Genomic DNA, 22,678 nt, shown 5'->3' with positions numbered 1-22,678 from the left:
TTCCGGAGGATGTGCAACGAAGCGGACACTTCCGGCGAGCAGAAGCGGCGTTGACAGCGCCGGATGCATATCAGTAGACCTGACAACCATGGATCCCAGTCAGCTCGAGGCGATCGACGTGCACGTCCACGTCGAGACCGACGACCACGGGCACCTGTCCCTGCCCGACGACTTCGTCGAGGCGTCCTCGGCCTACTTCGGCGCCGACGCCCGGCGCCCCACCATCGACGAGATCGCGGCCTACTACCGCGAGCGCCGCATCGGGGCGGTGCTGTTCACCGTCGACATCGAGGCGTTCACCGGGCACCCCGCGCTGTCCAACGAGGAGATCGCCGAGGCGGCGGCCAAGCACCCGGACGTGCTCATCCCGTTCGCCAGCATCGACCCGGCCAAGGGCAGGGCGGGCGCCCGGCAGCTGGAGCGGCTGATCGCCGACCACGGCGTGCGCGGCCTGAAGTTCCACCCGAGCCTGCAGGACTTCGCGCCCAACGACCGCAGCGCGTACCCGCTGCTGGAGATCGCGCAGGAGCACGGCCTGCCCGCGCTGTTCCACACCGGCCAGACCGGCATCGGCGCGAACATGCGCGGCGGCGGGGGAGTGCGGCTCGGCCTGTCCAACCCGATGCTGCTCGACGACGTGGCCATCGACTTCCCGGACCTGACGATCATCATGGCCCACCCGTCGTTCCCGTGGCAGGACGAGGCGCTCGCGGTGGCCACGCACAAGCCGAACGTCTACATCGACCTCTCCGGCTGGTCGCCCAAGTACTTCCCGCCGCAGCTGGTCCGCTACGCCAACACCCTGCTGCAGGACAAGGTGCTGTTCGGCTCGGACTACCCGCTCATCACGCCGGACCGCTGGATGGCCGACTTCGCGCGGCTCGACATGAAGGACCACGTGCGCCCGAAGATCCTCAAGGACAACGCCGTCCGCGTGCTCGGCCTGGCGCAGGAGCGGGGATGATCCACCGCAGCCCGCTGCCGGACGTCGAGATCCCGGACGTCACGCTCACCGAGTTCGTGATCGGCGGCGCGGCCCGGTTCGGCGACGCGACCGCGCTCGTCGACGGCCGCACCGGCGAAAGCCTGACCTACGCCGAACTGCGGTCGGCGGTCACGGCCGGGGCGGCGGGCCTCGCGGCGCACGGCGTCGGCCCCGGGGACGTCGTCGCGCTGATGAGCCACAACCAGCCGTCGTTCGTGGTCGCCCTGCACGCGGCGATCGCGGCCGGGGCCGCGGTCACCCCGATCAACCCGGCGCTGACGTCGGGCGAGATCGCCAAGCAGCTGCGGCTGGCCGGCGCGCGCCTGCTGATCGCCGCGGAACCCGTGGTGGACAAGGCGCTGGAGGTCGCGGGCGAGGTGTTCGTGCTGGGTGAGCACCCGCGTGCCCGCTCGTTCACGTCGCTGTTCACGGACGGGCCCGCGCCGGAGCTGGACCTGGACCCGGCCACGAGCGTCGCGGTCCTGCCGTTCTCCAGCGGCACCACCGGGATCCCGAAGGGCGTGCGGCTGACGCACCGCAACCTCGTGGCGAACCTGGCGCAGACGCGGGCCGGGTGGCGGATCGGCCCGGACGACGTGCAGGCCGCCGTGCTGCCGTTCTTCCACATCTACGGCTTCACGATCATCCTCAACTCCGGGCTGCTCGGCGGCGCGAAAGTGGTGACGCTGCCGCGGTTCGAGCTGGACGAGTACCTGCGGACGCTGGCCGCGCACCGGGTGACGCGCGCCTACTTCGCGCCGCCGATGGTGCTGGCGCTGGCCACCGCCCCGCACGTGGAGGACCACGACCTGTCCAGCCTGCGGTTCGCGCTGTGCGGGGCCGCGCCGCTGGATGTGGAGGTGACCGAGCGCGCGGAACGGCGGCTGGGCTGCCTGATCCGGCAGGGCTACGGCATGACCGAGGCCAGCCCCGGCACGCACCAGGTGTTCGACGACGACTTCGCGGAGACCCCGCCGGGCAGCGTGGGACGGCTGTCGCCGAACACCGAGGCGCGGATCGTGGCGCCCGGCACGGACTCGGACGTCGCCCCCGGCGAGACCGGCGAGCTGCTGATCCGGGGCCCGCAGGTGATGGACGGCTACCTGGACGACCCGGCCGCCACCGCCGCGACCATCACCGGCGGCTGGCTGCACACCGGCGACCTGGTGCGCGTCGACGACGACGGCGTGTTCTGGGTCGTCGACCGGCTCAAGGAGCTGATCAAGTACAAGGGCTACCAGGTGGCGCCCGCCGAGCTGGAGGCCGTGCTGCTGACCCACCCGGCCGTGCTGGACGCCGCGGTGGTCGGCGTGCCGCACACCGAGGGCGGCGAGGCGCCGAAGGCGTTCGTGGTCACCGGGGACACCGTCGGCGCGGACGAGCTGATGGCGTTCGTGGCCGAGCGCGTCGCGCCGTACAAGAAGGTGCGCGAGGTCGAGTTCGTCGAGCGGATCCCGAAGTCCCCGACGGGCAAGATCCTCCGGCGGCTGCTCCGGACTTGACGGCTCAGGGCTTGATCTGATCCGGGAAGCGCGCCGCCCAGGGTTCGGGTGACAGGGCGAGGGCGTTGGCGAGCCCGCTGATCGTCCGGTACCAGCCGGCCAGCACCAGGAACTCCAGCAGCTGGGTGTCGGGCAGGTGCGCGGCCAGCTCGGCCCACCTGACCGGCGAAACCGTCGCGGTGTCGTGCAGGTCGTCCACCGCCCCCACGAGCGCCCGCTGCCGCGGTGACCAGACCGGGGCATCGGCGCCGTCGTGCACCGTCGCGGCCAGCTCGTCCGCCGTGAGCTCGGGGAACACCACCGCGTGCACGCCCCACTCGTACTCGCACCCGGAGCGCGCGCAGGCCCGGGCGATGACCAGTTCCCGGTCGGCGGCGGGGAGTTCCCCGTGGGCGAGCAGGCCGGCGCCGAGCACCCGCATCCGCGACGCGAGCTCGGGGTGCCGGTGCAGCACGCGGAAGAGCACCAGCGGATCGTGCGCGACGTGCGGCGCCATCCAGCGCCGCAGCGCGTCCTCGATGTCCGGCGGATAGGGCGGGGTCAGTGGCGCGATCCGGGTCACGGGACCTCCTGCGAGTACTGCTTCGATTTTCGAACCACTATGCTGCTTCGAGAATCGAAGCGCAAGGAGTGAGCCAATGGCGGACCAGTCCGTTCCCCGGCCGGGAAACCCAGTCCGCGGCTCGTCCACCGGACGACCCGTGATGGCGGCGCTCGACCTGCTCGGGCGGCGCTGGACGCTGCGCGTGATCTGGGAGCTCCACCGGGCGCCCGCCGGCTTCCGCGAGCTCCAGCGGCGCTGCGACCGGATGTCCTCCAGCGTCCTGACCACCCGGCTGGCCGAGCTGACCGACGTCGCCCTCGTCGAGGAGGGCGCCGACGGCTACCGGCTGACCCGGCTCGGCCGCGAACTCGTCGAATCGCTCCTGCCGCTGGACACCTGGGCCCGCCGGTGGGAGAAATCGCTCCGCCGGTGAGCTTTCACCTGCTGAAAACACGGCTGGTCCCGGCCCGGTCCCGGCAGCGAAAGTGTGGTCGTCGCATCTACACCGAAGGAGCTGCAGATGACTGCGTTCGTGCGCGACCAGTGGTACGTCGCCGCCTACGGGAGCGAGGTCGGGCGGGAGCTGCTGGCGAGGACGATCCTGGGCGAGCCCATCGTCTTCTACCGCACCGAAGCCGGGGAAGTCGTCGCGCTGGCCGACCGCTGCGTGCACCGCCGCTACCCGCTGTCGGAGAGCCGCCTGGACGGGGACCGCATCGTCTGCGGCTACCACGGCTTCACCTACGAACCCTCCGGCAGCTGCGTGTTCGTGCCCGGCCAGTCCCGGATCCCGCGCACCGCGCGCGTGCCGTCCTACCCGGTCGTCGAGCAGGATTCGTTCGTGTGGGTGTGGATCGGCGACCCCGCCCGCGCCGACGCCACGCTCATCCCGCGCGCGCCGTGGCTCGCCGACCCCGCCTACACCACCGTGTGCGGCATGGAACCGCTCGCCGCGCGCTACGACCTGCTCGTGGACAACCTGATGGACCTGTCCCACGAGACCTACCTGCATGGCGGCTACATCGGCACGCCGGAGGTGGCGAACACCCCGATCACCACCGAGGTCGACGAGGACCGGCGCATCATCTACGTCAGCCGCCACATGGACGACGCGGCCTGCCCGCCGTTCTACGCGAAGTCGACCGGCATTCAGGGCCGCATCACGCGCTGGCAGGACATCGAGTACCACCCGCCGTGCCTGTACCTGCTGCACAGCCGCATCGCGCCGGTCGGCGTGCTGCCCAACGCCGACGGTACCGACCCGGAGGGGTTCCACGTCGAGGTCGTCTACGCGATCACCCCGGAGACCGAGCACTCGACCCACGACTTCTGGGCAGTGGCACGGGACTTCGCGCTCGACGACCAGGAGGTGTCCGACTTCCTCGCGCAGAGCAACCGGACGGTGGTGTTGCAGGACGTGGAGGCGCTCGACATCCTGGAGCGGGTGATCCAGGCCGAGCCGCAGGGCTACCAGGAACTGTCGGTCAACATCGACACCGGCGGCCTCGCCGCGCGGCGCATCCTGAAGAAGATGGCGGGCGAACCGGAGAAGGCCGCCACGCGATGACCGAGCGGACCGCGATGCTGCACGGCGACACCGTGTACCGCATCCACTGGAAACTGGGCACCGACGTCCTCGTCGGCGTCTGCCACTGCGGCGCCGAGCACGAATCGGAGGACCCGGTCGAGCTGTGGGAGTGGCTGCTGGCCCATCCCGACGGCCACGACGACCCGGCGCCCGCCGGCGACCCGGTGCTCGCCGGAGCGGGGAGTGCGCGATGACGGCGGTGCTGACCGAAGTGGAACTCGACGTTCTCCTGGAGCGCAAGGAAGAACTCGCCGCGGGCGTGGTGCGGCTGACCCTGCGGCACCCCGCAGGCGAGCCCCTGCCAGAGTGGGAGCCGGGGGCGCACCTGGACCTCCTGCTCGGCGAGGGGCTGGTGCGGCAGTACTCGCTGTGCGGCGATCCGGCCGACCGGAGCGTGCTGCAGGTCGCGGTGCTGCGCGAGCCGGACGGGCGTGGCGGATCGGCCTGGGTGCACGACCGGCTGTCCACAGGGGACACCGTGCGGATCCGCGGGCCGCGCAACCACTTCCGGCTCGTGGACTCGCCGCGGTACCTGTTCGTCGCGGGCGGGATCGGGATCACGCCGATCGTGCCGATGATCGCGCGGGCCGAGGCGTCCGGCGCGGACTGGCGGCTGGTGTACGGCGGGCGGACGCGGGCGTCGATGGCGTTCCGCGAGGAGCTGGTGGCGCGCTACGGCGACCGGGTGGAGATCCGGCCGCAGGACGAGACCGGGCTGCTGGACCTGGACGCGCTGCTGGGCTCGCCGCGCGACGACGTGGCGGTGTACTGCTGCGGGCCGGAGCCGTTGCTGGCGGCGGTCGAGCAGCGCTGCGCCGCGTGGCCGCCGGGCTCGCTGCACGTGGAGCGGTTCTCCCCGAAGGCGGGCGCGGACGCGGGGGAGCGGACCACGTTCGAGGTGGAGCTCGCCGCGTCCGGCCGGACGGTGACCGTGCCCCCGGACAAGTCGATCCTGGCGGCGGTCGAGGAGGCCGGGGTGAGCGTGCTGTCGTCGTGTCAGGAGGGCACGTGCGGGACGTGCGAGACGCCGGTGCTCGACGGCGTGCCGGACCACCGGGACTCGCTGCTCACGGAGTCCGAGCGCGCCGCGAACGACACGATGATGATTTGCGTGTCGCGCTCGTGCGGGCCGCGGCTCGTGCTGGATCTGTAGGCCGGCGCGGGGCAGGATGATCGGATGGACGGCGAAGTCCGGACGGTGACCGGCAAGGTGCTCGCGCTGCTCGGCGCGTTCACCCCGGAATGTCCCGAGCTGACGCTGTCGGAGCTGGCGCGCCGGGCCGGGCTGTCGCTGGCGACCGCGCACCGGCGGGTCGCGGAGCTGGTCGCCTGGGGCGCGCTGGAGCGCGGCGCGGACGGCCGGTACCGCGTCGGGCTGCGGCTGTGGGAGGTCGCTTCGCTGGCGCCGCGCGGGCTGGCCCTGCGCGAGGCGGCGATGCCGTTCCTCGAGGACCTGTACGAGGTGACGCACGAGAACGTGCAGCTCGCCGTGCGGGAGGGCCTGGAACTCGTGTTCGTGGAGCGGATTTCCGGCCGCAAGGCGGTTCCGGTGTGGACGCGGGTGGGCGGCCGGTTCGCCCTGCACGCGACGGGCGTCGGGCTGGCGCTGCTCGCGCACGCGCCGGTGGAGGTGCAGGAGGAGGTGCTGGCCGCGCCGCTGCAGGCGTACACGCCGAAGACGGTGACGAGCCCGGCCCGGCTGCGCGAGATGCTCGCCGCGGTGCGCCAGACCGGCTACGCCGTCAGCGACGGCCAGGTGACCACGGACGCGGTCTCGGTGGCGGCGCCCGTGCGGGACGCTTCGGGTGCGGTGATGGCGGCCGTGTCGTTGGTGGTGCACGCCGATGGTGCCCAGCCGGCGGCGCTGGCGCCACTGGTCCAGGCGGCGGCGCGGGGGATCGGCCGGGCGTGTGGTTCTCCGGGTGGGGCGCGGGTGTTTCCACGGGAACCGATTGCCCGGTGAGGCCTCGCCACCGGGTATCGCCACCGAGCCGCTGTATCGGGCCTTTCTTGGCCTGGAACCGCGATCGCCGCGATGTGTCCCGGCCATCTGGCTGAAATCGTTCGTTGGGTGCCGCGGTCTGTCCCGCCCGTCCGGCTGGGATCGTTCCTTGGGTGCCGCGGTGTGTCCCGCCCGTCTGGCTGCGGTCGTCCCCTGGGTGCCGCGGTCTGTCCCGCCCGTCTGGCTGGGATCGTCCCCGGGCACCGTGGTCTGTCCCGCCCCCCTGGCTGCGGTCGTCCCCCAAGCGTCGCGGCCTGTCCCGGCCGCCTGGGCGCGAGTGACCCGATAGATCACCGCGGCGGGCGGACCTCAGCTCGTCAGCAGGTTCCGCACCTCCGCGATCTCGTCGTCGTTCACCAGGTGCTCGCGGTCCTCGTACACGCGCAGCGTCACCGCGGCTCCCATCCGCTCCAGCAGCCTCGCCGTGGACTCCGCCCGCTCCAGCGGCACCCACTCGTCGTAGCGGCTCGTGCCCGCGAACACCGGCGTGCCCGCCAGCGACCCCGCCGGCGCGCGCTCCTCCGGCCCCAGGTACCCGCCGGTCAGCAGCGCCGCCCCGGCGTACCGCCGCGGCGAGCGCACCAGCAGTTCCGACAACAGGCACGCCCCCTGCGAGAACCCGACCAGGAACACGTCCTCCGCCCCGATCCCGGCCTCCGCGATGCGCGCCAGGAACGCCGCCATCGCGTCCAGCGCGTGGTCCGCCCACGGCTGGTTCACCGCGAGCGGCTGCATGAACCCCGCCGGGTACCACGTCTGCCCCGCCGCCCGTGGCAGCACGTATGCGATGTCCGGCACCGCGACCCGGTCGAGGATCGCGAACATGTAGTCCGGCGTCTGACCCCGCCCGTGCACGACGAGCGCGGCGCGCCGGGCCCTGTCCAGGGGCGCGCCCGCGAAGACCGGGTCCGGTTCCAGGTGCGGGTTGCTCACAGCACGGATCGTATCGGCCACCACCGACAATTCCCGGCGTTAGCGTTCCGGCATGACCTTCGCCGAGCTGCACCGGACCGGGAAACCCCTGCTGCTGCCCAACGCCTGGGACTACGCGTCCGCGGCCGTCCTCGTCGCCGAAGGCTTCGCGGCCATCGGCACCACCAGCCTGGGCGTCGCCGCCGCGGCGGGCCTGCCCGACGGGAGCGGGGCGACCAAGGACGTCACCGTCGCCCTCGCCCGCAGGCTGACCCGGCTGCCCTGCTACGTCACCGTCGACATCGAAGGCGGTTTCTCGGACGACCCCGGCGAGGTCGCCGCCCTCGGCGCGGAACTCGCCTCGCTCGGCGTGGCCGGGGTGAACATCGAGGACGGCCGCGACGGCGGGCGCCTCGCCGAGCCGGCGCACCAGCAGCGGCTGATCGCCGCACTCAAGGACGCCGCGCCCGGCCTGTTCGTCAACGCCCGCACCGACACGCACTGGCTCGGCACCGGCGAGGACCCGGTCGCCCGTGTCCGCGCCTACCGGGACGCCGGGGCCGACGGGGTGTTCGTGCCCGGACTGACGGACGAGACGACGATCGCCGCGGTGGTCGCGGCGGTCGACGTCCCGGTGAACGTCCTGGCGGGCCCGCCCCTGCGGCGGCTCGCCGAGCTCGGTGTCCGGCGGGTCAGCTGCGGCTCACTGCTGTTCCGGGCCGCGCTGGAGGCCGTCGTCCGCACGGTCGACGCGGTCGCGGCGGACGGTGTCATCCCGCCGGTCCCGTCCTATGCGGACGTGCAGGCGCTCAGCTCGCCCGGAACAGCCGCCGCACCACGGTGGCCAGGATCGCCAGCAGCGCCACGGTGAACCCGGCCAGCGCGATCCGCGCGTCCACCACCTGCGTGGCCACCCCGAGCGCGAGCACTGGCACCGCGAGCCCGGCGTAGGCGGCCAGGAACAGCCCGGACAGCGCCTCGCCGCGGTTCTCCGCCGGGGCCAGGCCGAGCACGATCCCGACGCTGGCCTTGAAGCCGGCGCCCGCTCCGGCGCCCGCGAGCGCCGCGCCGAGCAGGAACAGCGCGAGGCTGGGCAGCCACACCGCGACCGTCACCAGCACCAGGCCCGCCGTGAGCAGGCCGAGCCCGGTGGCGAGCAACCGCCGCAGCGCCGTCCGCGCCAGCACGATCTGCGCGACCGCCGCGGCCCCGAACACCGCGAACACGCTCGCCCCGGCCAGCGCGTGCGAGTGCTGGTGCAGCGTGTTCGCCAGGAACCCCGGTGCGAGCGAGGTGAACATGCCGAACACGGCGAACTCCGCGAGCGCGGCCGCCCCGGCCGCCAGGTAGCGGGCGCGGGCGTGCGGCGGCACCGACACCCGCTGCGGGTGGTAGCGCACGCGCGTGGAGGTCACCGTCTCCGGCGCCAGCGTCACCGCGAGCGCGCCGATCAGCATCAGCACCTGGAACACCAGGTACGGCACGTGCAGCGGATCGCCGGCGTACTCGGCCAGCAGCCCGGCGACGAGCGGGCCGAGGCCGATGCCGCCGAGGTTCGCCGCGGTCGCCACGACGTCCGCCCGGGTCCGCGAAGCGCCCGGCCGCGCCGCCAGGTGCAGTTCGGTCAGGTGCGCGGTGGCGGTCGCGGTGAGCAGGCCGATGCTGATGCCGGACAGGAACCGCGCCGCGAGCAGCGCGGGCACCGCCGACCAGGCCAGGAACACGACCCCGGCGAGCACGTTGACCAGCACCGCGGGCACCAGCACGCGCCGACGGCCCACCCAGTCGGACACGTGCCCGGCGACGAACAGGCTGGCGATCACGCCCAGCGCGTACGCGGCGAAGACGAGGGTGACGGTGAACGGGCCGAACCCGTCCTTGGCCTGGTAGAGCACGTAGAGCGGGGCCGGGGCGGCGGAGAACCCCATGGTCACCGCGAAGGTGTAGGCGACGAGCCAGAAGCCCGCGCCGTGACGGCGGGACGTGGTGCGCGGGGGAAGGGTCTCGATGATCACGACCCCAGAGTGCGCCCGTTTGCTCATCTCGTCCAACGAATGTTTTCGCTGGCAGCTATCTCGGTGTTAGATGGATGTCGTGGAACTGCGTCAGCTGTCGTACTTCGTGGCGGTCGCCGAGGAGCTGAGCTTCACGCGCGCGTCGCAGCGGTTGCGGGTCGTGCAGTCGGCGGTGTCGACGGCGATCCGGGCCCTGGAGCGGGAGGTCGGGGCCGAGCTGTTCGACCGGGACAGCCGCCGGGTCGCGCTGACCGCCGCCGGCGCCGCGATGCTGCCCGAGGCGCGGACCGCCCTGGCAGCGGCGCGCGCGGCGGCGCAGGCCGCGGCGGGAGCCAGCGGCGAGGTCCGGGGTGCGGTGACGATGGGCACCCTCCTGTCGACCGGGCGGGTCAACGTGCCGCGGCTGCTGGGCCGGTTCTCGCGACGGCACCCGCACGCGGCCGTGCGGTTGCAGTACTCGCCGTCGGGCTCGGCGGGACACGTGCGGGCGGTGCTCGACGGGCGGATGGACCTGGCGCTGGCGTCCCTGGCGGGCAAGGTGCCGGCGGGGCTGGCGCACGAGATCGTGACGGAGGAGGACCTGAGCCTGCTGGCCGGGCCGGACCACCCGCTGGCGAGCCGGAGCGGGGTGACGCTCGCCGAGCTGGCGGAGGAGTCCTTCGTGGACTTCCCGGTGGGGTGGGGGAACCGGACGCTGGTGGACCGCGCCTTCGCCGGGGCTGGGCTGAGCAGGCAGGTGCCGCTGGAGGTGTCGGACTACGGCACCGCGCGGGCCCTGATCTGCCAGGGACTCGGGATCGGTTTCCTGCCCTCAGGTGCCGCGGGGGACATGGCGGGCGTGGTGCAGGTGCCGCTGGCCGAGCCGCTGCGCTGGTCGGTATCGCTGATCCACGCGACGGCGCGACCGCTGTCCCCCGCGGCGGCGGCTTTGCTGCGGGAGGTGCACGCGGAGCTGGAGACCTAGTGTCCTGAGTCGTTAATTCGGTGCCAGGCTAGGTTGTGGTGATGCCGAGTCCGAAGCTGGTGCCACTGACTCTGTCCGACGACGAACGTCGAACGTTGGAGGGGTGGATCCGGCGCAGGACGACCGCGCAGGCGCTGGCGTTGCGGGCCCGGATCGTGCTGGCCTGCGCCGAGGGCGGATCGAACACCGAAGTGGCCAGGCGATTGAGCCTGGACCGTCACACGGTGACCAAATGGCGGGCGCGGTTTGTCGCCGACCGGCTGGACGGCCTGAGCGACGAACCGCGCCCGGGCCGACCACGCACGATCTCCGATGAGCAGGTCGAGCAGGTCGTCGTGACCACCCTGGAAACCAAGCCGGCGAACGCGACGCACTGGTCGACCCGGTCGCTGGCGGCGCAGACCGGGATGACACAGTCGGCGGTCTCACGGATCTGGCGGGCGTTCGGCCTCAAACCGCACCAGGTGGACACGTTCAAGATCAGCAAGGATCCGTTGTTCGTGGACAAGGTCCGCGACGTGGTCGGGCTGTATCTGGATCCGCCCGCGAAGGCGGTGGTGCTGTGCGTTGACGAGAAGTCCCAGATTCAGGCACTGGACCGCTCGGCCCCGGTGTTGCCGATGCTGCCCGGCGTGCCCGAACGGCAAAGTTTCGACTACGTCCGCCACGGAACCACCAGCCTCTTCGCCGCCCTCGAGGTGGCCACCGGGCAGGTCATCAGCGCGGTCAAACGCCGGCATCGACACCAGGAATTCCTCGGGTTCCTGCGCACCATCGACAAAAATGTGCCCGCCGAGCTGGACGTGCACGTCGTGCTGGACAACCTGGCCACCCACAAAACACCGGCGGTGAAAACCTGGCTGCTCAAGCACCCGCGGTTCCACCTGCACTTCACCCCGACCGGCTCTAGCTGGCTCAACCTCGTCGAACGATTCTTCGCCGAGATCACCGTCAAACTGCTCCGCCGCGGCGTCCACCGCTCAGTCACCGCCCTCGAACGCGACATCCGCGGCTGGATCCAGCAATGGAACACCAACCCCAGGCCCTACGTCTGGACCCGCACCGCCGACCAGATCCTCGACTCCCTCGCCGCCTACTGCCGACGAATTAACGACTCAGGACACTAGCGCGCAGCGTCCAGGTTCCCCGCCATCGTCGCGTGGTTCGGCCGTGCCGGGCGCCGCTGGTCGAGCCGCTGCGGTGGTCGGTGTCGCTGATCCACGCGACGGCGCGACCGCTGTCCCCCGCGGCGGCGGCCTTGTTGCGGGAGGTGCACGCGGAGCTGGAGACCTAACGCGCACCCTCGAGATTGGCCGCCATAGTCGCCAGAACCCGCACAGCATCCGCGTACTGGTCCTCCGTCAGCCCGGCGACGGACAGCTCGCGGAAGCGCCGCACCCGCTCGGCGATCTCGGTCCGCGCCGCGCGGCCCTCGTCGGTGAGCGTGCCGTCCGCGGTGATCCAGCCGCGGGCCACCAGATCGGCCCGTGCCTCCGCGGCGCCGTCGAACACCTCGAGCGCCTCCTCGCCGTGGCGTGAGGTGTTCAGCGCCTGCCAGTGCCGCCGCGTCAGGGCGTGGTCGGCGAGCACCCGGGTGAGGCCGTCCTCCAGCAGGTTGTGCAGGTGCTTGAGCCAGAAACCGATCGGCTTGTCGAGCGGGTCCACGACAACTCCTATGTAAAATGACATGTAGTTGTCTTCGAGTATGGATGAGGACGGGGATGGACCGCAACGCCGATTCGATCGCCCGCGCGCTGGCCACCCTCCGCCGGGCGCAGTCACGCCGCGCGCTGGGCCGCTTGTCGCGTGAGCGGGGGAGGACCAGCCCGGTTCCGGACGCCGTGTACGAGCTGCTGGACGTCGTCGCGGCGGCCGATCGACCGCCGACGGTCACCGAGGCCGCCGCCGCGCTCGGGATCGATCAGCCCCGCGCGAGCCGCTTGACCGCGCAAGCTCTGGAAGCGGGACTGGTGCGCCGATGCGCCGATCAGGCCGACGGCCGCCGGTCACTGCTGGAACCCACGGCCGACGGCCGGCGGGCGATCGAGGAGATCCAGGCGTTCCGCGCCCGGGTCGTGGCCGAGGTGACGGAAGGGTGGGATCCGGACGACCGGGCCACGCTCGCGAAGCTGCTGGCCCGGTTCACGGAGGACTTCAGCGCGCTGGTGCGCTGACCGCGATCTTCAGGCGGCGTGTGCCCGCTGCGCCCGCAGCGCGGCGAGCCCGGCCTCGGTGGGCACGACGGGCACGTCCTCGACTCCCGAGCCGGACGGCGCGGAGATCAGCTTGCGCCAGCGGAGCCGGTCGAGCGCTTCGCACTCCCACGGTGGGACGCGCCCTGCCGCGGCGCCGTCGGGGCCGGCCCACATGTAGCACGTGGGCGCTCCCCACAAGCCGTTGTGGAACAGGATGAGCCCGGCGGCCGTGTCGGCCAGGGCCTGCATGTCTTGCGCGGTCATACCACAAAGGGTGCCCCTCGGCGAGACGAGCACACATCAGCCGAACCACCGAGTCGGCTACGTATTGTCATCCGTACGTGTGACCTGGCGCACCAGAGCTTCCAGCACGTCGACCGCGACGGGCAACGCCGCCTCGTCCACGTCGAAGTACGGGTTGTGGTGCGGCGCGGGGTTGCCGCCACCGACCACCGTGTAGGTCGCGAGACCGCCCGCGCGCTGCACGGCCTCGGCGAACAGGCTGGCGTCGTCGCTGCCGCCCATCTCGTGCGTCCGCAGCGCCCGCTCGCCGTGCCCGCTCGCGGCGGCCGCCGCGAGCACCGCGTCCAGCAGCTCGTCGTCGCAGTTCAGCGACGTCGAGCCGCCGGTCTCCTCGATCTCCACCGCCACGCCCTGCGCCTGCGCGGCTCCACACAGGACCTGCTTGATCCGCTCGGTGAGGTCCGCGTTCACCGCGCCGTCCTTCGACCGCGCCTCGCAGGTCAGCTCCGCCACCGCGGGCACGATGTTGACGTTGCCCCCGGCGTGCAGGGTGCCGACGTTGACCCGCGTGTCGGCGGCGGAAAACCGTGGCAGGCCGTGGATGCCGAGCACGGCGGTCGCGGCGGCGAGCAGTGCGTTGCGGCCGTCCTCGGGCGCCGCCGCCGCGTGCGAGGCGACCCCGGTGAACCGCGCGCGCATCTTCGTCGTCGCGAAGATGCCGGTGATCCCGGCCGCCACGGTCGTCGTGGGCAGGTCGAGGCCGAGGTGCACGGCCAGGAAGCGGTCGACCCCGGCGACGGCGTCCGCGGCGAGCATCGCGCGGGCGCCCCGGCCGCCCTCCTCGGCGGGCTGGAACAGGAACCGCACCGTGCCGGGGAAGTCGCGGTCGGCCAGCCGCCGCGCCAGCGCCAGCCCGATCGCCACGTGCCCGTCGTGCCCGCAGGCGTGCATGAACCCCTCGTACCGCGAGCGGAACCCGTTTACAGCGGGCGCGTGCGCGGGGTCGTCGGCCTCGGTGACCGGCAGCGCGTCCATGTCGAACCGCAGCGCCCAGACCGGGCCGGGGCGGCGGCCGGTGAGGTCGGCGACGATCGCCGTGCCCTCGGTGGCGAACCGCCGCACGTCCGCGGCGTCCGCGCCCGACGCGACCGCCCGGTCGGCGAAGTCCTGGAGCGTGGCCTCGTCCGGGTACGCGGGCACGCCCTCGCGCCGCATCGCCGCGACGCCGGTCCGCACCTCCACCGGGAGGTCCCGCAGGTGCGCGAGGACCGTCGCCGCCGTCCGCACCTCGCAGAAGGCGGGTTCGGGGTGCGCGTGCACGTCCCGGCGCAGGGCGACCAGATCCATCAGGCTCCTCTCAACGCGGCAGGTGCACGTGCACCCCCGGCCCGAACGGGATGTCCCCGAAGTAGAACACGGCCAGCAACGCCACCCACACCACCCAGAACGGGATCACGAAGATCGACGTCCTGGCGATCAGCGTGCCGAGGCGGAGGTCCGGCTCGTAGCGGCGCAGCACGGTCAGCAACACGAACAGGTACGGGCTGAGCGGGGTGATGATCTGCGTGGCGGAGTCGCCGATGCGGTAGGCGGCCTGCACGAACCCCGGGTCGTAACCCAGCAGCATGAACGCGGGCACGAACACCGGCGCGACGAGCGACCACAGCGCCGAGCCGGACGTGATGAACAGGTTCAGCACCGACACCAGCACCACGAACGCGAGGATCCCGGCGAACCCGGTCAGGTGCACCGACTGCAGGAACTCCGCGCTGCGCACGGCCAGCAGGGTGCCCAGGTTGCTCCACGTGAACACGGCGATGAACTGCGAGATCGCGAGGATCAGCACGATGTAGCCCGCCATGTCCTTGACGGCCTCGGCCATCATCGACGGAACGTCGCCGGGCTTGGTGATGGTGCCGGTCGTGATCCCGTAGGTGATGCCGGTGATCGCGAACGCCAGGAACAGCACCAGGACCAGCCCGGTGAGCAGCGGCGAGTTGATCAGCGAGCCGTTCTCGCCGCGCAGCGGGCTGCCCGGCAGCAACCACGCCACGGCGACCACCGCCACGTAGACCGCGAGCACGATCGCGGCGCGCCGCAAACCCTTGCGCTGCACCGTCGTCAGCGCCGCGCTCGTCTCCTCCTCCGCGCCATCGGGCGGCGTGTAGGGGCTGAGCCGGGGCTCCAGCACGCGGGCGATGAGCCATGCGCCGAGGAACGGCAGGATCAGCCCGGCCGCGGCGGTGAAGAACCAGTTCATCGCCATCGTGACCTGCGGCTGCACCGCGACCGGGACGACGGTCACCGCCTTCTGGGTGAGCCCGGACAGCAGCGCGTCGTAGCTGCCGAGCAGCGTCCCGGCGCCGTAACCGCCGGTGACGCAGGCGAAACCGCCGATCGCGCCGGCCACCGGATGCCGCCCGGCCGCGCGGAACACGAGCGCGGCCAGCGGCGGGATGACGATGATGCCCGCGTCCGCCATGACGTGCGCCTGGAACGACACCAGCGACACCGCGAACGGCAGCAGCCAGCGCGGGGCGCGCGAGAAGACGGCGCGCACGGCGGCTTCGAGCAGGCCGGCACGTTCGGCCAGCCCCACGGCCAGCAGCATCACCAGCACGTTGCCCAGCGGCGGGAAGGTGACGAAGTTGTCGACGAGCTTGCTCAGCAGGAACCGCACGCCCTCGCCGGTGAACAGGCCCTTGACCGCCACCGGTTGCGCCGTGCCCGGAACGGTGACGGTGACATGGCAGGCCGCGACGACGGTGGTGATCACCGCGAGTGCGGCGAACAGGTAGACGAACAGGAAGAACGGGTCCGGCAGCCGGTTGCCGACCCGTTCGACGAAGGCGAGAACCCGTTCGGCGGGGGATCGCCGTGCCTGCGCTGGGGTGGTGCTCAACCGCTGCCTCCTCGATCGTTTCCGGGCTCAGGATGGCAGCCGACGGTGTCGGCGGGATGTCGGAGTTTTTCGGACAGGTGAAGTGAACCGGACGATGGCAACCCGTCGCGACCCGGAATTGTCGGTGGTGGTCGCTAGCCTCGGCGTGCCGGTTGGATCACGACGAGGGGGACCCGATGACCGAGCTGTTCGAGCTCCGGCAGTACACGCTGCATCCGGGACGGCGCGACGAGTTGGTGGCGTTGTTCGACCGCGAGTTCGTGGAGTCGCAGGCCGAGGTGGGCATGCGGGTGTACGGCCAGTTCCGCGACCTGGACGACCCGGACCGCTTCGTGTGGATCCGGGGCTTCCCGGACGCCTCCCGGAGAGCCGAATCGCTGGCCGCGTTCTACGAACGACATCCCGCGTGGCTGAAACACCGCGAAGCCGCCAACGCGACGATGGCGGATTCCGACGACGTGCTGCTGCTGACGCTGGTGAGCGGGGATCTTGGCGCGGCTGGGGGTTCGCCGCCGGTCTCGGTGAGTGGTGGCCTTGGCGTGGTTGGTGTTTCGCGGCCGGTCCCGGTGGGCGGTGACCTCGGTGCGGCTGGTAATTCGCCGCCGGGCCCGGTGACTGGTGGCCCTGCCGTGGCTGGTGGTTCGCCGCCGGGTCCGGTGAGTGGTGGATCCGGCGTGGCTGGTGGGTCGCCGCCGGGTCCGGTGAGTGGTGGATCCGGCGTGGCTGGTGGGTCGCCGCCGGGTCCGGTGAGTGGTGGATCCGGCGTGGCTGGTGGGTCGCCGCCAGGCCCGGTGAGTGGTGGATCCGGCGTGGCTCGTGGATCGTCGGCCGCTGGTGCGGGTGGGGGCGGTGCGGCACCGTTCGAGATCGTGATCTGCCACCCGGAGGATCCGGATGCGTTCCCGGAGTTCTTCCGGCGCGAGCTGCTGCCCGCCCTGAGTGAAGCAGGCGCGTCGCCGCTGGCCACCTTCCGGACTTCCGTGCAGCGCAACGACTATCCGCGCCTGCCGGTCCGCGAGGGCGAGCAGGTGTTCGTCTGGCTGAGCAGATCCCCGGTCCCGGCCGAGCTGCTCCCGGCCGGGCGGCGGCCACCCCAGCGGCTCCGCCTGGCGCCGACGCCACGTTCCTGGCTGCGATGAGCCGACTGTCCACAAAGGAGGCAGAACCTGGATCCTGACAACTGAAACCAAGCTCCAACCCAGGAGGCCTCGTCGCGAGAGGGGCTCACGCGGCTGCCGTGGTTGGGCGGCCCGCGCAGGCCAGGTTCAGCCTCGGGCGAGGAGGGGGATTCGGCCGCCCTCCAGGACGGCCTCCACCTGCCTCGGGGAGAGCCGGTGCCGCAGCGGGATGTCCACCCCCGCGGTCGTGTCGGTCGCCTTGATCTCCTCGCCTTCGGGCAACTGCGCGCGCAACCCGCGCAGCGCCAGCACGTGTCCCTGCTCGATGCGGTCGTAGTCCGCCGGATCGGTGAACTCCAGCGCGAGGATCCCGAAGTTGGCGAGGTTCTGCCAGTGGATCCGCGCGAACGACTTGGCGATCACCGCGTGCAGGCCGAGGTGCCGCGGCGTGATGGCGGCGTGCTCCCGCGACGAGCCCTGCCCGTAGTTGTCCCCGCCGACGACGAAGTGCCCGCCCTCGGTCTCGCGCGCCCGCGACGGGTACGTCTCGTCGACGCGCGTGAACGTGAAGTCGGCCAGCTTCGGGATGTTCGAGCGGAACGGCAGGGCCGCCGCCCCGGCGGGGGAGATCTCGTCCGTCGAGATGTTGTCGCCCACCTTGAGCAACACGACGGCCTCGATGTCGTCCGGCAGGGGCGGGAAGTCCGGCAGCGACGAGATGTTCGGCCCCTTGACCAGTTCCTCGCGCGCGGCCCGCTCCGGCGGCAGCGGCGGCACCATCATCGCCGTGTTGACCGTCGCCCGCTCGGGCAGCACCACCGACGGGTATCCCATGCTCAGCTCACGCGGGTCGGTGATCACCCCGGTCAGCGCTGCCGCCGTCGCGGTCTCCGGCGAGCACAGCCACACCCGGTCCTCCCGCGTCCCGGACCGGCCCGGGAAGTTCCGCGGGAACGTGCGCAACGAATTGTGCCCGGCCGCCGGCGCCTGCCCCATCCCGATGCACCCCAGGCACCCCGCCTGGTGCAGCCGCGCGCCCGCGGACACCAGGTCGAGCGTCGCGCCCATCTTGGTCAGGTCGGCGAGGATCTCCCGCGACGTGGGGTTCACGTCGAAGCTCACCGCGTCGTGCGTCTGCCGCCCGCGCACCATCGCCGCCGCCACCGCGAAGTCCCGCAGCCCCGGGTTGGCCGACGAGCCGATCACCACCTGCCGCACCTCGGTGCCCGCCACCTCCCGCACCGGCACCACGTTGTCCGGCGACGACGGGCACGCGATCAGCGGCTCCAGCGCCGACAGGTCGATTTCCTCCGCGACGTCGTACACCGCGTCCGGATCGGCGACGAGCTCCTCGAAATCCGCAGCCCGGTCCTGCGCCCGCAGGAACTCGAACACCGCCTCGTCCGCCGGGAAGACCGTCGTCGTGGCGCCGAGTTCCGCGCCCATGTTCGCGATGACGTGCCGGTCCATCGCCGACAACGACGCCAGCCCCGGACCGTGGTACTCCACGATCCGGTTCAGCCCGCCCTTGACGCCGTGCCGGCGCAGCATCTCCAGGATCACGTCCTTGGCCGACACCCACTCCGGCAGCTCGCCGGTCAGCCGCACCCCCCAGATCTCCGGCATCCGCAGATACAGCGGCTCCCCGGCGATCGCCATCGCGACCTCCAGCCCGCCGACCCCGATCGCGAGCATGCCGAGCGACCCGGCGGCGCACGTGTGCGAGTCGGACCCGACCATCGTCCGGCCCGGCACCCCGAACCGCGCCATGTGCGTTGGGTGCGAAACCCCGTTGCCCGGCTTGGAAAACCACAACCCGAACCGGCGGCACGCGGACCGCAGGAACGCGTGGTCCTCGGCGTTCTTCTCGTCCGCCTGCAGCAGGTTGTGGTCCACGTACTGGACGCTCACCTCGGTGCGCGCCCGGTCCAGCCCCAGCGCCTCCAGCTCCTGCATCACCAGTGTGCCGGTGGCGTCCTGGGTGAGGGTCTGGTCGACCCGCAGGCCGATCTCGCGCCCCGGCACCGGCTCACCCGACACCAGGTGGCTGTCGATCAGCTTGCGGGCGACCGGGAAACCCACAGCTACCTCTGGCTGGCTCGCACGAACTGCTCCCGCGGGTGGTGCTGCTCGCCGGTCGCGACGACCTGGCGCCGGAACGGCAGCGAGATCAGCCAGTCCGCGGCGATCCGCGTCTTGCGGTGCGCGGTCGGCATCGTCATCAGGTGGTACGCGCGGTGCAGCGCCCACGCCGGCCAGCCACGCAGCTTCACGCCGTAGATCTGCGCGACACCCTGGTACAGGCCCAGGCTCGCGACCGACCCCGCGTAAGAGTGCCGGTACCCCTCCAGCGGCCCGCCGCGCAGCGTCGCGACGATGTTCTTCGCCAGCACGACCGCCTGCCGCGACGCGTGCTGCGCCGACGGCGCGCACACCGCGCCCGGCTCCTTGCTGGTCACGTCCGGCACCGCGGCGGCGTCACCGGCTGAGAACACGCCCGGCGCCCCGTCCACCTCCAGCGTCGTCGCGCAGCACACCCGGCCGCGCGGGTTCAGCGGCAGGTCGGTGTCGGCGAGCATCGGGCTCGGCTTGACGCCCGCGGTCCAGACGATCGTGTCGGCGTCGAACTCGGTGTCGTCACCCAGCACGACGTGGCAGTCCTCGCACGACTTGAGCGTCGTGCCCAGGTGCACCTCGAAACCGCGCTTGGTCAGCACGTCGAGGGTGTAGCTCGCCAGCGACGAGCTGACCTCCGGCATGATCCGGTCGGCCGCCTCGACCAGCACCCACCGCAGCTCGGAGCGGTCGATGCCGTAGTCCTTCAGCGCGTGGCGGGTCATGTCCTCCAGCTCCGCCATCGCCTCGATGCCCGCGTAGCCGCCACCGACGAACACGAACGTCAGCAGCTTGCGCCGCAACTCCCGGTCCATCGTGCTGGCCGCCAGGTCGAGCCGGGACAGCACGTGGTTGCGCAGGTAGACGGCCTCCTCCAGGGTTTTGAAGCCGATGCCGTGCTCGGCCAGGCCGGGAATCGGCAGCGTCTTGGACACCGAGCCGGGCGCCACCACGAGGATGTCGTAGCCGAGCTGCTCGACGTGCCCGTCGGCGACGCGCAGCGTGACCGACTTGGACGTGGTGTCCACGCCGGTCGCCTCCGCGGCCATCACCTTGCAGCCGGGCAGCACCTCGCGCAGCGGCACGACCACGTGCCGCGGCTCGACGGAACCGGCCGCGGCCTCGGCGAGGAACGGCTGGTACGTCATGTAGGACCGCGGGTCGATCACGGTCAGCTGGGCTTCCTCGGCGGTGAGCCGCTTGCGCAGCTGCCGGGCCGTGGTGGCGCCGACGTAGCCCCCGCCGATGATCACGATCCGGGCGGGGTCAGCCACGCAGCGCCTCCTCGTCCGTCTCGAACTCCACTTCCCGCTGCTGCTCGGCGACGTCGCCGGGGTCCGCCTCGGGCGGGAGCCCGGGCTCCAGGCCGGTCTGCCGCGGAGCGTGCACGTTCTGCCGTTGCGCCAGCGCGTCGGCCTCCGGCGCCTCGGGATCGGGCGGCAGCGGCGATTCCCGCTCCAGCGCCTCGCGCACGGACTCCTCGTCGGGCTCGGTCACGCGGATTCCCTCCTCGTGTCAGTGGGTGTTCTCGAGTTCGGCGATCGCGCGTTCGACACCCGCGACCACGTCCGGGTGGCCCAGCGGCAGCGGCGCGGGGATCCGGTCCTCGGCGCCGCCGGTGCTGTGCGCGACGACCCGCACCGGCACACCGGACTTCGCGAGCGCGTCGATCCGCTCCCGGTGGTCGTCCTCCCAGTGCCGGTCGGCGATCTCGCCGTCGCCCGGCGGCACGAACTGGTCCGCGGCGGGGTCGACCAGCAGGAGCGAGCGCAGCGCGCCGCTGTGCTTTTCCGCCAGCCGCAACGCCCCGTCGGCGAACGGCCCGCTCGCCACCACGTGCACCGCCTCGGCGGGCGGGTCGGACAGGAGGTCGTCGGCCTGGGTCAGCCCGCCGTCGGAGGGCAGGCGGCACCACACGACCTGCCACTGGCTCGTCTTGTCCCGCCAGGTCGCCGGAAGTCCCTCGTGCTTGGCCAGGCCGGTCGGATCGAGCACCAGCACGGTCGGCCCGTCCGGGGTACCTTCGGTAACGGCGGCCGGGCCCTCGGCACGCACCGGGTCCGGGGAGTAGTTCATCAACCGCTCCTTTCTCCGGTCTCTTGGCTACCCGGGGTGCCGCCGCCCTACACGGATCACGTGCGGACAGGGGATGGACATGCGAGAGCACCTGCAGGAGGTCGCCGACTTCAACGTCCCGGTCACGTCGGCCGAGGACACCGAGATGATCGCGGCGCAGCGACGGCGCGCGGTGCGCGCGGTCGCATCCGCGGCGGCGAACGCCGAGGACTGCGCGTTGCTGCTGGACGCGCTCGGGTTGAAGCCGGCGGAGGGGATCGCGCCGGTTCCGGCGCAACGGCTCGGCTGATCGGGTGTAACGCTGGTCACGGTCGCCGCCGGGAGGGGAACGGCGCGGCCGGGCCGGCGTTGCCACAGGTGGTAGCTGCCGACCACCGCGGAGGATCTGTCATGGCCCTGGCTGACATCGAGCTGCGCACGCTCGCCGGTGAGACCGCGACGCTGGGCGGGCTGGGCCGCAAGGCCCTGCTCGTCGTGAACGTCGCCTCGAAGTGCGGCCTGACGCCGCAGTACGCCGCGCTGGAGCGGCTGCAGGAACGCTACGGGGACAAGGGTTTCTCCGTCGTCGGGTTCCCGTGCAACCAGTTCGCCGGCCAGGAGCCGGGCAGCGCCGAGGAGATCGCCACGTTCTGCTCGGCGACCTACGGCGTCACGTTCCCCATGTTCGAAAAGATCGAGGTCAACGGTCCCGGCAGGCACCCGGTGTACGCCGAGCTGGTGGAGACGCCGGACGCCGACGGCGTGAGCGGGGACGTGCAGTGGAACTTCGAGAAGTTCCTCGTCGCCCCGGACGGCAAGGTCGTGGCGCGCTTCCGGCCGCGGACCGACCCGGAGGCCCCGGAGGTCGTCGAGGCCATCGAAGCGGTGCTCCCGGCCGCCTGAATCGGTCAAAGCTTTGACAAACGCGGCGAGTCATCGTAGTGACCTGCGCCACGGGCGCCAAGGGGCCAGTTCCTAGAACCGGCGCTTGGCGTCCATCGCCGCGGGGCTCGTCGTGAGCTTCTCCAGCAGGCCGATCAGGATGGTCTGCTCCGGCTTGGTCAGCGCGTTGGCCCACGCCTGCTCGCGGGCGTTGTGGGCCTCGTAGGCGCTGGTGATCGCCTCGTGGCCGGCCTCGGTGAGGTTCAGCAGCACCGCGCGCCGGTCGTGCTCGGCCTGCTTGCGTGACACGAGCCCGTCCCGCTCCAGTGTGTTGACCAGGGCGGACACCGCAGCGCGGCTCATCCCGGACAGCTGCGCGACGCGCTTCGCCTCCATCGGGCCGGCCAGCCACAGCGCGAACAGGACGCGGAACCCGCCCCAGCTCCACCCGCGCGGCCGGTGCACGGTCGACTCCCAGTCGTACACGAGTGCGCTGGTCAGGCGGTGCAGTGTCAGACCGAGGCGCATCGCGGTGGCGTCGACCGCCGGCAGTTCGGCGGTCGTCCGCGCGATCGCGTAGTCCACGAACGTCAGGTAGTCCAGCTCGTCGGGGGCAGCCGGTTCTGCGGTCATGCGCCCCAGGCTAGGCGCTGCCC

Annotated in this window: 27 protein-coding genes; 15 read left to right on the top strand and 12 right to left on the bottom strand. The window is 72.1% G+C overall.

Features of this window, described 5'->3' with window-relative positions:
• Window positions 1-88 precede the first annotated feature (88 nt).
• The gene (locus AMY39116_RS0334520; RefSeq protein WP_020422157.1) at window positions 89-964 is read left to right on the top strand and encodes a 4-hydroxyphenyl-beta-ketoacyl-CoA hydrolase; all 876 of its coding nucleotides are present in this window, start codon (window positions 89-91) and stop codon (window positions 962-964) included.
• A complete protein-coding gene (locus tag AMY39116_RS0334515; RefSeq protein ID WP_020422156.1) occupies window positions 961-2,487 on the top strand; it encodes an AMP-binding protein in 1,527 nt (508 codons plus the stop codon). Before AMY39116_RS0334520 ends, AMY39116_RS0334515 begins: the two co-directional genes overlap by 4 nt.
• A gap of 4 nt (window positions 2,488-2,491) precedes the next feature.
• Here the strand turns inward: AMY39116_RS0334515 and AMY39116_RS0334510 are convergent, their stop codons facing one another.
• Window positions 2,492-3,049: a carboxymuconolactone decarboxylase family protein gene (locus AMY39116_RS0334510; protein ID WP_020422155.1), complete on the bottom strand. Its 558-nt coding sequence runs from the start codon at window positions 3,047-3,049 to the stop codon at window positions 2,492-2,494.
• Window positions 3,050-3,125: 76 nt separating this feature from the next.
• Here AMY39116_RS0334510 and AMY39116_RS0334505 point away from each other — a divergent pair, with 76 nt between their 5' ends.
• From AMY39116_RS0334505 to AMY39116_RS0334485, 5 genes are all read left to right on the top strand, one after another.
• The gene (locus AMY39116_RS0334505) at window positions 3,126-3,464 is read left to right on the top strand and encodes a helix-turn-helix domain-containing protein (RefSeq protein ID WP_027936481.1); all 339 of its coding nucleotides are present in this window, start codon (window positions 3,126-3,128) and stop codon (window positions 3,462-3,464) included.
• An 87-nt stretch (window positions 3,465-3,551) separates the two neighbouring features.
• The gene (locus AMY39116_RS0334500; RefSeq protein ID WP_020422153.1) at window positions 3,552-4,598 is read left to right on the top strand and encodes an aromatic ring-hydroxylating dioxygenase subunit alpha; all 1,047 of its coding nucleotides are present in this window, start codon (window positions 3,552-3,554) and stop codon (window positions 4,596-4,598) included.
• Window positions 4,595-4,813, top strand: a complete 219-nt coding sequence (locus AMY39116_RS0334495) for a hypothetical protein (RefSeq protein WP_020422152.1) — start codon at window positions 4,595-4,597, stop codon at window positions 4,811-4,813. The genes AMY39116_RS0334500 and AMY39116_RS0334495 overlap by 4 nt, the downstream gene beginning before the upstream one ends.
• On the top strand, window positions 4,810-5,772 hold the full coding sequence (locus AMY39116_RS0334490) for a PDR/VanB family oxidoreductase (protein ID WP_020422151.1): 963 nt from the start codon (window positions 4,810-4,812) through the stop codon (window positions 5,770-5,772). The genes AMY39116_RS0334495 and AMY39116_RS0334490 overlap by 4 nt, the downstream gene beginning before the upstream one ends.
• Before the next feature lie 24 nt (window positions 5,773-5,796).
• Window positions 5,797-6,582 carry an IclR family transcriptional regulator gene (locus tag AMY39116_RS0334485; protein ID WP_020422150.1) on the top strand — a complete coding sequence of 262 codons (786 nt, stop codon included), beginning with the start codon at window positions 5,797-5,799 and terminating at the stop codon, window positions 6,580-6,582.
• Between the two features lie 348 nt (window positions 6,583-6,930).
• On the opposite strand, the gene AMY39116_RS0334480 is transcribed toward AMY39116_RS0334485, so the two are convergent.
• Entirely contained in the window at window positions 6,931-7,554 is a 624-nt protein-coding gene (locus AMY39116_RS0334480; protein ID WP_020422149.1) for an alpha/beta hydrolase, read from the bottom strand.
• 52 nt (window positions 7,555-7,606) lie between these two features.
• Here AMY39116_RS0334480 and AMY39116_RS0334475 point away from each other — a divergent pair, with 52 nt between their 5' ends.
• Entirely contained in the window at window positions 7,607-8,404 is a 798-nt protein-coding gene (locus AMY39116_RS0334475) for an isocitrate lyase/phosphoenolpyruvate mutase family protein (protein ID WP_020422148.1), read from the top strand.
• Here AMY39116_RS0334475 and AMY39116_RS0334470 read toward each other — a convergent pair.
• Window positions 8,343-9,548 carry an MFS transporter gene (locus AMY39116_RS0334470; RefSeq protein WP_020422147.1) on the bottom strand — a complete coding sequence of 402 codons (1,206 nt, stop codon included), beginning with the start codon at window positions 9,546-9,548 and terminating at the stop codon, window positions 8,343-8,345. The genes AMY39116_RS0334475 and AMY39116_RS0334470 overlap by 62 nt on opposite strands.
• A gap of 70 nt (window positions 9,549-9,618) precedes the next feature.
• On the opposite strand from AMY39116_RS0334470, the gene AMY39116_RS0334465 reads away from it, so the two are divergent.
• From AMY39116_RS0334465 to AMY39116_RS47950, 3 genes are read left to right on the top strand one after another with little or no spacing between them, the layout of a single operon-like run.
• Window positions 9,619-10,512: a LysR family transcriptional regulator gene (locus AMY39116_RS0334465; protein ID WP_020422146.1), complete on the top strand. Its 894-nt coding sequence runs from the start codon at window positions 9,619-9,621 to the stop codon at window positions 10,510-10,512.
• A gap of 41 nt (window positions 10,513-10,553) precedes the next feature.
• On the top strand, window positions 10,554-11,639 hold the full coding sequence (locus AMY39116_RS0334460) for an IS630 family transposase (protein ID WP_027936040.1): 1,086 nt from the start codon (window positions 10,554-10,556) through the stop codon (window positions 11,637-11,639).
• A 32-nt stretch (window positions 11,640-11,671) separates the two neighbouring features.
• The gene (locus AMY39116_RS47950) at window positions 11,672-11,806 is read left to right on the top strand and encodes a hypothetical protein (RefSeq protein WP_020422145.1); all 135 of its coding nucleotides are present in this window, start codon (window positions 11,672-11,674) and stop codon (window positions 11,804-11,806) included.
• Here AMY39116_RS47950 and AMY39116_RS0334450 read toward each other — a convergent pair.
• Window positions 11,803-12,177 carry a hypothetical protein gene (locus AMY39116_RS0334450; protein ID WP_020422144.1) on the bottom strand — a complete coding sequence of 125 codons (375 nt, stop codon included), beginning with the start codon at window positions 12,175-12,177 and terminating at the stop codon, window positions 11,803-11,805. The two genes, AMY39116_RS47950 and AMY39116_RS0334450, sit on opposite strands and share 4 nt — an antisense overlap.
• A 56-nt stretch (window positions 12,178-12,233) precedes the next feature.
• Here AMY39116_RS0334450 and AMY39116_RS0334445 point away from each other — a divergent pair, with 56 nt between their 5' ends.
• Window positions 12,234-12,686 (top strand): MarR family winged helix-turn-helix transcriptional regulator, encoded by a 453-nt coding sequence (locus AMY39116_RS0334445; protein ID WP_020422143.1) that lies wholly within the window; start codon window positions 12,234-12,236, stop codon window positions 12,684-12,686.
• 9 nt (window positions 12,687-12,695) lie between these two features.
• Here AMY39116_RS0334445 and AMY39116_RS0334440 read toward each other — a convergent pair whose 3' ends face one another.
• The 3 genes from AMY39116_RS0334440 to AMY39116_RS0334430 are packed head-to-tail and all read right to left on the bottom strand — an operon-like array spanning window position 12,696 to window position 15,852.
• Window positions 12,696-12,971, bottom strand: a complete 276-nt coding sequence (locus AMY39116_RS0334440) for a hypothetical protein (RefSeq protein ID WP_020422142.1) — start codon at window positions 12,969-12,971, stop codon at window positions 12,696-12,698.
• A 57-nt stretch (window positions 12,972-13,028) separates the two neighbouring features.
• Complete coding sequence (locus AMY39116_RS0334435) at window positions 13,029-14,297, bottom strand: amidohydrolase (protein WP_020422141.1); 1,269 nt, start codon at window positions 14,295-14,297, stop codon at window positions 13,029-13,031.
• 10 nt (window positions 14,298-14,307) lie between these two features.
• On the bottom strand, window positions 14,308-15,852 hold the full coding sequence (locus AMY39116_RS0334430) for an AbgT family transporter (protein WP_020422140.1): 1,545 nt from the start codon (window positions 15,850-15,852) through the stop codon (window positions 14,308-14,310).
• Window positions 15,853-16,028: 176 nt separating this feature from the next.
• On the opposite strand from AMY39116_RS0334430, the gene AMY39116_RS47685 reads away from it, so the two are divergent.
• On the top strand, window positions 16,029-16,991 hold the full coding sequence (locus tag AMY39116_RS47685) for a putative quinol monooxygenase (RefSeq protein WP_020422139.1): 963 nt from the start codon (window positions 16,029-16,031) through the stop codon (window positions 16,989-16,991).
• Between the two features lie 126 nt (window positions 16,992-17,117).
• On the opposite strand, the gene AMY39116_RS0334420 is transcribed toward AMY39116_RS47685, so the two are convergent.
• From AMY39116_RS0334420 to AMY39116_RS0334405, 4 genes are read right to left on the bottom strand one after another with little or no spacing between them, the layout of a single operon-like run.
• Window positions 17,118-19,052, bottom strand: a complete 1,935-nt coding sequence (locus AMY39116_RS0334420; RefSeq protein WP_020422138.1) for an aconitate hydratase — start codon at window positions 19,050-19,052, stop codon at window positions 17,118-17,120.
• Window positions 19,053-19,054: 2 nt separating this feature from the next.
• Entirely contained in the window at window positions 19,055-20,359 is a 1,305-nt protein-coding gene (locus AMY39116_RS0334415) for an NAD(P)/FAD-dependent oxidoreductase (RefSeq protein ID WP_020422137.1), read from the bottom strand.
• Window positions 20,352-20,582 carry a hypothetical protein gene (locus AMY39116_RS0334410; protein WP_020422136.1) on the bottom strand — a complete coding sequence of 77 codons (231 nt, stop codon included), beginning with the start codon at window positions 20,580-20,582 and terminating at the stop codon, window positions 20,352-20,354. Before AMY39116_RS0334410 ends, AMY39116_RS0334415 begins: the two co-directional genes overlap by 8 nt.
• A gap of 18 nt (window positions 20,583-20,600) precedes the next feature.
• Window positions 20,601-21,161: a hypothetical protein gene (locus tag AMY39116_RS0334405; protein ID WP_020422135.1), complete on the bottom strand. Its 561-nt coding sequence runs from the start codon at window positions 21,159-21,161 to the stop codon at window positions 20,601-20,603.
• 73 nt (window positions 21,162-21,234) lie between these two features.
• Between AMY39116_RS0334405 and AMY39116_RS0334400 the strand changes: the two genes are divergently transcribed.
• Both AMY39116_RS0334400 and AMY39116_RS0334395 read left to right on the top strand, forming a co-directional pair.
• Window positions 21,235-21,450, top strand: coding sequence for a hypothetical protein (locus tag AMY39116_RS0334400; protein ID WP_020422134.1), 216 nt, complete (start codon window positions 21,235-21,237; stop codon window positions 21,448-21,450).
• A 101-nt stretch (window positions 21,451-21,551) separates the two neighbouring features.
• Window positions 21,552-22,043 (top strand): glutathione peroxidase, encoded by a 492-nt coding sequence (locus tag AMY39116_RS0334395; protein WP_020422133.1) that lies wholly within the window; start codon window positions 21,552-21,554, stop codon window positions 22,041-22,043.
• 72 nt (window positions 22,044-22,115) lie between these two features.
• Here the strand turns inward: AMY39116_RS0334395 and AMY39116_RS0334390 are convergent, their stop codons facing one another.
• Entirely contained in the window at window positions 22,116-22,655 is a 540-nt protein-coding gene (locus AMY39116_RS0334390; RefSeq protein ID WP_020422132.1) for a MarR family winged helix-turn-helix transcriptional regulator, read from the bottom strand.
• Between the last annotated feature and the right edge of the window lie 23 nt (window positions 22,656-22,678).

Origin of the sequence: Amycolatopsis sp. ATCC 39116 (genome assembly GCF_000231075.2) — a bacterium.
Classification (GTDB): Bacteria; Actinomycetota; Actinomycetes; order Mycobacteriales; family Pseudonocardiaceae; genus Amycolatopsis_E; species Amycolatopsis_E tucumanensis.
The sequence above is the reverse complement of the archived record's forward strand: the minus strand, read 5'-3'. Positions and strand labels throughout refer to the sequence as shown.